The organism is Niastella soli (genome assembly GCF_017742245.1).
In the GTDB taxonomy this organism is placed as follows: Bacteria; Bacteroidota; Bacteroidia; order Chitinophagales; family Chitinophagaceae; genus Niastella; species Niastella soli.
In genome coordinates, this window is the sequence record NZ_JAGHKO010000011.1 from 263,727 (window position 1) to 274,463 (window position 10,737).

Annotated in this window: 11 protein-coding genes; all 11 read left to right on the plus strand. The window is 45.0% G+C overall.

Annotation, left to right across the window (positions count from 1 at the left end; translation table 11 throughout):
* The first annotated feature begins 10 nt into the window (after window positions 1-10).
* The 11 genes from J7I42_RS27210 (at window position 11) to J7I42_RS27260 (ending at window position 10,190) form a co-directional block, all read left to right on the plus strand.
* Window positions 11-373, plus strand: coding sequence for an epimerase (locus J7I42_RS27210; RefSeq protein ID WP_209142147.1), 363 nt, complete (start codon window positions 11-13; stop codon window positions 371-373).
* 185 nt (window positions 374-558) lie between these two features.
* Entirely contained in the window at window positions 559-1,668 is a 1,110-nt protein-coding gene (locus J7I42_RS27215; protein WP_209142149.1) for a bZIP transcription factor, read from the plus strand.
* A 118-nt stretch (window positions 1,669-1,786) separates the two neighbouring features.
* Window positions 1,787-2,803, plus strand: coding sequence for a 3-dehydro-L-gulonate 2-dehydrogenase (yiaK, locus tag J7I42_RS27220; protein WP_236065593.1), 1,017 nt, complete (start codon window positions 1,787-1,789; stop codon window positions 2,801-2,803).
* A 175-nt stretch (window positions 2,804-2,978) separates the two neighbouring features.
* On the plus strand, window positions 2,979-3,878 hold the full coding sequence (locus J7I42_RS27225) for a hypothetical protein (RefSeq protein WP_209142151.1): 900 nt from the start codon (window positions 2,979-2,981) through the stop codon (window positions 3,876-3,878).
* A 9-nt stretch (window positions 3,879-3,887) separates the two neighbouring features.
* Entirely contained in the window at window positions 3,888-4,166 is a 279-nt protein-coding gene (locus J7I42_RS27230; protein ID WP_209142153.1) for a hypothetical protein, read from the plus strand.
* Window positions 4,167-4,219: 53 nt separating this feature from the next.
* The gene (locus J7I42_RS27235; protein WP_209142155.1) at window positions 4,220-4,477 is read left to right on the plus strand and encodes a hypothetical protein; all 258 of its coding nucleotides are present in this window, start codon (window positions 4,220-4,222) and stop codon (window positions 4,475-4,477) included.
* Between the two features lie 431 nt (window positions 4,478-4,908).
* Window positions 4,909-5,355, plus strand: a complete 447-nt coding sequence (locus J7I42_RS27240) for a hypothetical protein (protein WP_209142157.1) — start codon at window positions 4,909-4,911, stop codon at window positions 5,353-5,355.
* 35 nt (window positions 5,356-5,390) lie between these two features.
* Complete coding sequence (locus tag J7I42_RS27245; protein WP_209142159.1) at window positions 5,391-5,729, plus strand: hypothetical protein; 339 nt, start codon at window positions 5,391-5,393, stop codon at window positions 5,727-5,729.
* Window positions 5,730-5,801: 72 nt separating this feature from the next.
* Window positions 5,802-6,734 (plus strand): glycoside hydrolase family 43 protein, encoded by a 933-nt coding sequence (locus J7I42_RS27250; RefSeq protein ID WP_209142161.1) that lies wholly within the window; start codon window positions 5,802-5,804, stop codon window positions 6,732-6,734.
* A 229-nt stretch (window positions 6,735-6,963) separates the two neighbouring features.
* On the plus strand, window positions 6,964-8,427 hold the full coding sequence (locus J7I42_RS27255; protein WP_209142163.1) for a glycoside hydrolase family 28 protein: 1,464 nt from the start codon (window positions 6,964-6,966) through the stop codon (window positions 8,425-8,427).
* Window positions 8,428-8,504: 77 nt separating this feature from the next.
* The gene (locus tag J7I42_RS27260) at window positions 8,505-10,190 is read left to right on the plus strand and encodes a GH39 family glycosyl hydrolase (RefSeq protein ID WP_209142165.1); all 1,686 of its coding nucleotides are present in this window, start codon (window positions 8,505-8,507) and stop codon (window positions 10,188-10,190) included.
* Window positions 10,191-10,737: the final 547 nt, after the last annotated feature.

Below are 10,737 nucleotides of genomic sequence, written 5' to 3' on the forward strand. Positions count from 1 at the left end.
ATTATTAAATATGAATGAGCAATTATTAAATTTTGGTAAGCAGTACATTAAAGAAGTAAGAGATAATAGTATCTATACTTTGGAAAATATCATCAATGGAAAGATGAAAGGAGAATTGAACCAGGAGATGTTTCGATTGATAAACAATTTGCCTCAGGCGCAAGTTGAGCTACTTAAACGTGTTGCATATAGAATGATTGATCTTACATTACATAATACTTTAAATATGTTTGAACAATCCGATTCTTGGGCTATATCTAATGTGTCTGAAGGTGTAGAATCGATCAATGATATCTCTGACGGTCTTGCAGGGGAATTATATACTGAAGATGGGTGGATTAAGCAGTTTAGTGAGTATCCAAGTAGTCTTTAACTTGGTATTGGTCAATAATTAGTCTGAGAAAAGTTTCAATAGCGTTGTTTCTTTTTAAATAGAAGGGTGCGTTCCGTAGAAGGCGCAAGCCTCCACTTGTGCCTTCTATGTGGTTTATTGGTTAATAACCGCTCTGTAAACTGAGACCTGACTTAATATTCTTTACCCTAAAAACGAAATTATAAATGTTGAAATCAGGAATTTCTACCCTGTTCATCATGCTTGCCCTTCAATCGGGCTTGTTCGCACAGGTATACGTAAAAAATACCGGAAACGTGGGCATTGGCGTTACCCAGCCAACGGCCAAACTGGAACTTCCCAATGCAGGCAGTGCCAGTTTACGCGTGGGTGTAACCAGCAACATGGCCAATACCCATGCACAATTCATAAACTCATTGGCTGTACTGGCTGATAACAACAACCAGCTTTCCTCGCTAGGCGCCGTAGCGTGGAATTATTTTAATAATGGCAATAGTCCTTCCTGGTCTGGAGCAAACCTGAATTATTTTGGTAACGGTATGACCGGAAACCAATATGGGCTGTCCGCATCTAACCTGGGCGCACTGGTGTTCCAGAATGTACAGAATGGATTAATAGCATCAAATGGCGCCAATATCCATATTTCTCCACAGGGTAATCTGTCTACCACTTTCCACGTAAATGGCAATGTGGGCATTGGAACCACCAATCCGGATTTTAAATTGCAGGTGAATGGCTGGTCCGAATTCGGTGATTCGCATGATCCTACCAGATACGGTACATTGCAGGTGACCAGAAACCCAGACCAGGGGGATGAAAAGTTTCATATTTCGTTTATCCGTGGTGGAAATGCCGTTACAGGCATGGGGTATGCCTACAATAGCAATCTTTTTGGTATATGGGCTTCACCCTATTCTGGAACTTATGGTGATCCATCAATAGGCATTACCCCTGATGGCAATGTGGGCATTGGAACAAGTTCTCCTTATTATAAACTGGATGTATTGGGAGATGTTAGAGGATTTAATTTTTATGCATATTACTATGGTTGGGCCGATTACGTTTTTAATGCTGATTATAAATTACCTGCTCTGCGGGATGTAAAAAGCTACATTCAACAACACCATCACTTACCGGATGTGCCTTCTGAAGAAGAAGTAAAAAAAGATGGCATCAATCTGGGTGATCAGCAGGTAATACTGCTGAAAAAAATAGAAGAATTGACCTTATATGTTATTGAACAAAATGAGAAGCTGCAACAACTGGAACAAAAGGTGAATGACTTGCAGGAAGAGAATAAAAAACTAAAGAAGTAATGCGTACGCATGTAGCTGATAAAGCAGCTGCAATAAAATTGGTTAAAAATGGATGGCCGGGCATACGCCCGGCTTTTTCTTTTTTAGCTCCAAAAGTTGGATTCTGTAAATTGCACCCATGACCAACCCAACCACCACCATCCCCGCAGCCGAGATGCTGCAATTGTTTAATGCCATTCTACTGAAGCAAGGGCTTACGCCTGAGAAAGCCATGCAATGTGCGGAAGTATTCACCAACAACAGCATTGATGGCGTATACACGCATGGCGTGAACCGCTTTCCGCGGTTTGTTGAATATATTCAGAAAGGGTACATCGACATACAGGCAGAACCTACCCTGAAACACCAGTTTGGCGGGGTACAGCAATGGGATGGTAACCTGGGGCCTGGTCCGTTAAATGCCATCCACGCCACTAATAGCGCTATGCAGCTGGCACAGCAGTATGGCATCGGCTGTGTATCCCTGGCCAATACCAATCACTGGATGCGCGGTGGTACCTATGGCTGGCAGGCAGCTAAAGCCGGGTTTGTATTCATCGGCTGGACGAACACCACCGCCTTAATGCCCACCTGGGGCGCTGTAGACAATAAACTGGGCAATAACCCGCTGGTTATGGCTTTGCCTTACGAACAGGAAGCCATTGTGCTGGATATGGCCATGTCGCAATATTCGTTTGGGGCACTTGAACTGGCCGATATGAAGAAGGAACAATTGCCGGTATACGGTGGTTTTGATACTAACGGACAACTCTCTACCGACCCTGGCGCCATTCGTCTCTCACGCCGGCCCCTGCCCATTGGTTACTGGAAAGGAGCGGGGTTATCGCTGTTGTTGGATATTCTGGCTGCTGTACTGTCGGGCGGATTATCAGTAGAAGGGATCACCCGGCAAAAAACGGAGATGGCCGTGTCGCAGGTGTTCATCGCCATCGATACCAATAAACTCGGTAATCATGCGGCCATAGCACAGGTAGTACAAAACATTATTGCCGATTACCATCGATCAACACCCGAAAACAATAAAGCTATTACCTTCCCCGGCGAGCGGGTATTGCAAACCCGGCAGCGGAATTTAAGACAAGGGATACCTGTGGTAAATGAAATATGGGAAACCGTGAATAAATTGAATAAATAAGGGCTAGCGGCAGGGGTTGGTAATATTTACCTGGGTGGGTAGTGGAAATACGAGTTAGTGGTTAGTAAAAACAAGTAGTCGTTTTCAAGTATAGGGGTCCAACCTTTGGTTTGCAAGCAGTTGCAGAAACAACCAATTATTTTTATCTTTGTGCCCGGTAACCCAACCCCTAAACATGAATAAAAGTGTAATGCGTTTACTCGCATTCCCCCTTTTTATTGGTGTATTTTATTCCTGTCAGTCAAAAAAGACTGGAAAAGGTCCTGATTCGGTATCCCCTGCAATAATAAAAGCAATGGATACGGTCTCCACTGCAATGGATACTGTCTCCACTGCAATGGATACGGCCACTGTTGCAGAGGAAGAAAGCCCGCTGGTTGATTCCAACTTCAAAAATTTCCCAATAGATTTTAGTAATGATAGCGGTCATTACCCCGCCAGCATCTTAACTACCGGCCAATTTCATGAAGATGAAGTGAGCAGGGAAGACCTCAAACGTACCTGGTTTGGGATCTTCAGAAATAATGGGGGGTACTACCTCGACAGCGCCACCATTCGTACAAAACGGGTGGAGGATCCCGTGCTTGATGAAAATGGAAGTAAAACCGGCTGGGAGATCAATACCACTAATGCTGATACCTCCATTTTGCTGATTGCAGGGATTGATGGGTTATCAAAAAAGGCAATTGTGCCGGCTCAGCTATCTAAAAATCAGCTATTACCAGGAGAAAAGGTCTCATTTACCTACAATGGAATAGTATATACCCTATTTGCCACTGGAGGTATGAAAAAAACGAGCCCTAAGAGTGAAGCCTACGTTATTAATTACGAGTTATTCCTTAAAGCAACTATAAATGGTGTTGAACGCAGACAACTGTTGATGTCAGCAGCTGCATTGGATGATGCGATGGCGGAGATCCTTTTTGCTGGTGACATTGATGGCGACACCATTCCTGATCTTATAATAAATACATCCTATCACTATAATGCTGAAGTGCCAACGTTGTATTTATCAAAACCTGCAGGTGCCCAATTACTGAAAGTAATGGGATTGCATGTGAGTGTAGGATGTTAAATAAGAATTATGAAAAGACACTGGTCGTATTATGTATCTCCTTTCATAATTGGGGCTGTAGGATGCCTGGTCCCTGTAGCATTGGGCATTCTTGCTCTTAAACATGAAGGAATTGACCAGTTCCTGGTGATCCTGTTTTTGCCGGTATGCCTGATTTTGTTAGGATTGGATTATTTTATAAAATCATTGACAACCGGTCGTGTTCTATACATCTGGATTGTGGAGGTAGTATTATTTGCTGTTTTATTTTTTTGCCTGAACGGTTTTTCCTTTGTTCAAAGGTGCTAGTGTTGTTATAAAACGAAATATCATTATAAAAGACCCTAAACTGTTGACCCTTTATGAGAAAGTATATAATGTACCATTGCTCGCCCTTTATCGTGGCAGCCGTACTTTGCCTGATACCAATTGTGTTTGGTATAATTACTATAACCAGCAGACACGGTGTAAGCCTGTTATTATTCCTTCCTGCATTACTGGTATTTTTGTACATAGACCACGTCATAAAATCATGGACTAAAGGAAATGTAAACTATGTATGGGCCATAGAAGCCCTAACGGTTTGCGCTATCTTAGTAACGTGGCGGTTTGCGCTTTAAAACATAAAACCTCTTTGCCGTTATGGAGCGACCATTGCTGTATCGTTTATCTCCCTGCATAATTGCTTTTATAATTTGTGCGATCGGGATTGTTTCGGTACTGTTAGGTAGTGGGTATAATTATTTTTTTAAGATCTTGTTTGGTCCAGCAATACCGATATTTTTAATTGCTGATGCAATAGTAAAGTCAGTAATAAAGGAGCGTATATTATATCTCTGGCTTATTGAGTTAGTAATAGTTGGCATAACAGCTTTTGTGATCAGGTCCTATTTCATATAAATCGGCCCTTTCCTTTTCAACCTGTTAACCAGTTAATCCAGTCAACTTTTCAACCAAGTTTTCAACATTACAAGAAAAGGAACGGTATTTGGTTTTTAGAATAATAGCAGCAGGATGGTGTGATATTATTCTAAAACTTAATTTGATCACTATGAAACCTTACCAGTTTCTTCCTTTGTTTGTAAGCGTTCTATTCGCCTGTAACAGGAATGATAGCAAAAAGGCGCCCATGTCCATTCAGGCCCCACCCACCATCGCAGCCCTTACCAATATCCCCGGCGCAGAATCATTCGACAGCTTTAATACAAAATTCCATACCGACTCCGGTTTCCAGCTTTCCAGAATTCCTTTTCCCATAGACGGCCAATGTGTAAACGACGTGGAGAATACCCGCTGGTCAAAAAAGAACTGGGAATTCTTAAAAACACCCGTCAGCCTCGATGTAGATACAACAGAATGCAGGCACAGCCTGGTCATGAGCGACTCCATGGTCACTGAAAAGTTCTGGATCGATCAAAGCGGCTTTAAAGTGGAGCGCCGGTTCAAGTTGAGAGATGGCAAGTGGTTCCTGGTGTATTATGACGACATAAACATGTGATCAACCATTATTATAAACCTTCACACCATTCTTCCATGCGAAAAAACTGGCCTTATTTTATCGTAGCGTCGTTCCTTAATGCCGTATTGATAACCGGCGCATTCCTTGAATTTAAATTACGCGGCATCGCGGTGTCAGAACTGCCCACGCCACAACCCACCTGGTACGAGCTCAATCCCTTTGTGTTTTCCGGTGGCGTCTTTATGATCAGCTTCTTGCTAATTATGGCTATTATAATCATTAAAGACCTGCCCTCCTACGTTAAAACTACGGCGGGCAAAGTAGGCGGCGTTAGCAATAAGCTGCAGACCTTTAATGATAGCCTGGCGAACCCTCAGGCCACCCCGGTGAGCGGTCCGTTTGATGTAGCATAACTCGTTTAGCGTACAATTGACACTTGATATTCATCATTTGTCTTATATTGCTGCTTCAAACGATGTTCCATAATGAAGATAATCTGCTGGCTTTTACTCCTTTTTGCCCAAATCACTTTTGTAACCGCACAAAGCAATAAATCCGTATATCTCTTTTCTTACTTCAAAAGCAATGGTGAAGATGGCTTACACCTGGCCTGGAGTGCGGATGGTCTGAAGTGGACGACATTGAAAAATGACAGTTCCTTTTTAACGCCCACCGCCGGGAAAGACAAACTCATGCGCGACCCATGCGTTATTCGTGGGGCCGATGGGCTTTTCCATATGGTTTGGACGGTAAGCTGGAGCGAAAGATCTATTGGCTACGCCTCCTCAAAAGACCTGATCCATTGGAGCGCACAACAGACCATTCCTGTAATGGAACATGAGCCAACCGCCCTGAACACCTGGGCGCCCGAAGTTTTTTATGACGATGCCAGCAAACAATACATGATCTATTGGGCGACTACCATCCCAGGTCGTTTTCCCAATGGCGATACTGCCAGCGATAAAAACCATCGCATCTATTATGTAACTACCAAAGACTTTAAAACCTTCAGCAAGGCGGCACTTTTGTACGACCAGGGCTTTAATGTGATAGATGCCACTATTCAAAAGAATGGCAACCAGTATGTGATGTTCCTGAAAGATGAGACCCGTTATCCGCCACAAAAGAACCTGCGTACAGCCCTCAGTACCACATTGACTGGCGGCTATAGTACGCCTTCGAAACCCATTACCGGAAATTACTGGGCAGAAGGGCCCACGGTGTTAAAAAAGGACAACCAGTGGATCGTGTATTTTGATAAATACCGCGACCATAAATACGGCGCCGTTACTTCTACCGATCTTGTACATTGGACTGAGATCTCTGATCTGCTGGAAATGCCAAAGGGCATCAGGCATGGGACGGTGGTTACTATTACGAAGAAGGAGTTGGATAAACTGTTGAAGGAAGGGAAATAGGCAATGGGAAAAGGCAGACGGCAGACGGCAGAAGGCAGAAGGCAGAAGGCAGAAAGCCTCTGCGCGGCAACGGATTGTTCTTCGCTACGCTCAGAGCCATGAACTCAAACCCTACGAACCTACTAACCTAAACTTAGAACCCGAATGAGTAAATTCCCTTCTCAGGATACCGCAGGACAGTAAGAGAGCCGTTTCCCCTAATTTTACAAGCATTAATGCTTGCCTGGATATGATGAAACGGTTGACTTTATTGAAATTCGCGATAATTTCCTGTATTGCCTGTAGCATAGTAATGGCTGCCAACAGCCAGCTTGCCACTCGGGGTAAAAAGCCTTCCGGACACAAAGAACCAGCCTGGGTAAAAAAAACGGGCGCCCGCAAATTCCCTTCCTCTAAAAAGAAATTCTCAGTTAATCAATACGGTGCCAGGCCAGATTCGCAAACGGTAAATACCAAAGCCATTCAGACCGCTATTGATGCCTGTGCAAAGGCAGGCGGCGGTATCGTAGTATTTGAACCCGGCAGCTATGTTACCGGTGCCCTCTTTATAAAAAGCAATGTACAGCTGCAGCTCGATAAAGGCGTGGAATTGCTCGGCAGCCAGCACTTTGACGATTATCCCGAAATAGATACCCGCATCGCCGGCATTGAAATGAAATGGCCCGCAGCACTGATCAATGTGATCGGTGAGACCAATGCAGCGCTTACCGGCGAAGGGACCATCAACGCCCGCGGTAAGTTCTGCTGGGATAAATACTGGGCCATGCGAAAAGAATATGAGCAAAAAGGCTTGCGCTGGATCGTTGATTATGATGCCAAACGCGTGCGTACCATCCTGGTCCAGCATGCAACAGATATCTCCATAAAAGGCATTACGGTTAAAAACGCCGGTTTCTGGACGGTACAGTTGTTGTATTCCTCCTACGTTATTGTAAATGGAGTGATAATCCGTAACAACGAAGATGGCAAAGGCCCCAGCACCGATGGGGTAGATGTTGACTCTTCTACCTGGGTGCTGATAGAACATTGCGACATCGATTGTAACGACGATGATTTTTGTTTAAAAGCTGGTCGCGACTGGGACGGTTTACGCGTAAACAAGCCAACTGAATATGTGGTGATCCGTGATTGTATGGCGCGCAAAGGCGGTGGTTTATTAACGCTTGGCAGCGAAACTTCCGGCGGCATCCGCCATGTATACGCCACCAATTTATATGGAAAGGGTACTGGCAATGGCTTGCATATAAAGTCAGCTACCACCCGCGGCGGTACCATAGAAGATATTCATTTCCGCAATATTCAAATGGATAGCGTAGGAACAGCTTTTCAATTCACGATGAACTGGAACCCGGCTTACAGCTATTCAAAACTGCCCGGCGGCTATACCTACGATTCCCTGCCAGCGCACTGGAAAGTGATGCTTAATAAAGTGGAACCGGCTGAAAAAGGTATCCCGCATTTCAGGGATGTATATATCTCAGATATAAAAGCGGTAGGTGTAAAGAAAGTGGTGAATGGAGCCGGGATGAAAGAATCGATGTTACAGGATTTCCATTTCAACAATGTAAACGTGCAGGGCAATACAGCCGGTGGGGTTGATTTTGGAGAGGGATGGAAGTTTGATAATGTGACCATTGCCGGTTCAGATGGTAAAGCATTACAAGTTAGTAACTCTGAGGGTATGAAGTTGTGATAAACTATTTAGTTATTAAGTTCTTGAGTTTGTGAATTAAGAACTAAATAACTAACATACTCAATAACTAATGAACTATGTCAGTAAAGAAACGAATTGCTTTTGTCATTTCCACGATCCTCGTTATTAATGTATTCTCCCAGGAGAAAGCTACTATTCAAATAAACTACGCCAAAGAGACCGGCGACATGAAACCCGTATGGGCGTGGTTCGGGTACGATGAGCCGAACTATACTTACATGAAAGACGGGAAGAAATTATTGTCAGAGATCGCGGCATTAAGTCCCACCCCGGTACACGTACGAGCCCATAATTTATTGACCACCGGCGATGGAACGCCTGCCCTGAAATGGGGTTCTACCAATGCCTATACCGAAGATGCAAATGGTAATCCCGTTTATAACTGGACCATCACCGACAGTATCTTTGATACCTATATTAAACGAGGCATGAAGCCCCTGGCGCAAATAGGGTTTATGCCTGAAGCCTTATCGAGCCATCCGCAACCCTATAAACACGACTGGCAGCCCGGGCAACCCTACAGTAAGATCTTTACCGGTTGGGCATACCCGCCAAAAGATTATAAAAAATGGGGAACGCTTGTTTATGAATGGGTAAAGCATTGTGTTAACCGGTATGGAAAAAAAGAAGTGGAAAGCTGGTACTGGGAACTATGGAATGAACCCAATGGTGGCAACGGTTACTGGAAGGGAACGGTTCAGGAGTATTGCAAATTGTACGACTATACCTCCGATGCCGTAAAACGCGCCTTGCCAACAGCCCGTATTGGCGGCCCGCATGTAACAGGACCCTCTGGTAGCGGTGCGGCCCAATTCCTCAAAACATTTCTACAACACTGCATCAATGATACCAATGCCGTAACTGGTAAAACAGGAGCGCCCCTTGATTTTATTGCCTTTCATGCCAAAGGCGCGCCGCGTATCGTGAACGGACATGTACGCATGGGCATCAGTAACCAATTGCGTGATATCTCGAGCGGATTCGAAATAGTGGCTTCTTTTAAAGAATGGAAGGATTTACCAATTGTAATAGGGGAGAGTGACCCCGAAGGTTGTGCCGCCTGTGGTATGGCTACCAATCCGGAGAATGCCTATCGCAATGGTACCATGTATTCATCGTATACGGCGGCTGCCTTTGCACGCAAATATTTACTGGCTGATCATTTTAAGGTAAACCTGTTGGGCGCCGTATCCTGGTCATTTGAATTTGAGGACCAACCCTGGTTCTATGGCTTTCGCGACCTGGCCACTAACGGCGTTGATAAACCGGTATTGAATGTTTTCAGGATGTTTGGTGTGATGGGCGGAAAAAGGGTCGCAGTGAACAGCGATCAGATGGTTCCCTTAATCAATATCCGCGATTCAGGGGTGCGCAGGGACGCCACGGATGTAGGTGCCATCGCTGCAAAGAGCAATCAGTCGGCCACTGCCATGATCTGGAATTACCACGACGATGATACCACCGGTATACCTGCAACAATAGTATTGCAATGCACAGGGCTTCCGGGCAAACAGGTTACCCTGCAACAATACCGGATAGATGCGGCGCACAGCAACTCGTATGAAGTTTGGAAGAAGATGGGTTCGCCGCAAAAACCCACGGCTGAACAGATCGCGCAATTGGAAAAGGCCGGACAACTGGAGCAAACTGGTACGTCAAAGGAAACCATAAAAAACGGGTCATTACAATTGAACATGCAACTCCCAAGACAGGGAATCGTCTTTATAAAGATGACCTGGTGAAAACTAAGGCCTACCTGGCGCTCCGATGCAATGTAGGGGAGGCTCTGATGCAATTGTGCGGGGTTGATGAGGCATAAACGGATGCTTGCGCCAGGAAGGTGAGAACATGACCTGTCAGGTCTGTCCATCATGGTAGCCCGGCAAGTTCAAAAGGCAGACCTTACAGGTCTTCCCTCTAATGGCGCAAGTATCCGCTTGTGCCGGGTAGGAAAGTATAAGACCTGTCTTGTTTGAAAACCCGACCTGTCAGGTCTGTCCATCATGGTAGCCCGGCAAGTTCAAAAGGCAGACCTTACAGGTCTGCCCTCTAATGGCGCAAGTATCCGCTTGTGCCGGGTAGGAAAGTATAAGACCTGTCTTGTTTGAGAACCCGACCTGTCAGGTCTGTCCATCATGGTAGCCCGGCAAGTTCAAAAGGCAGACCTTACAGGTCTGCCCTCTAATGGCGCAAGTGTCCGCTTGTGCCGGGTAGGAAAGTATAAGACCTGTCTTGTTTGAAAACCCGACCTGTCAGGTCTGTCCATCATGGTAGCCCGGCAAGTTCAAA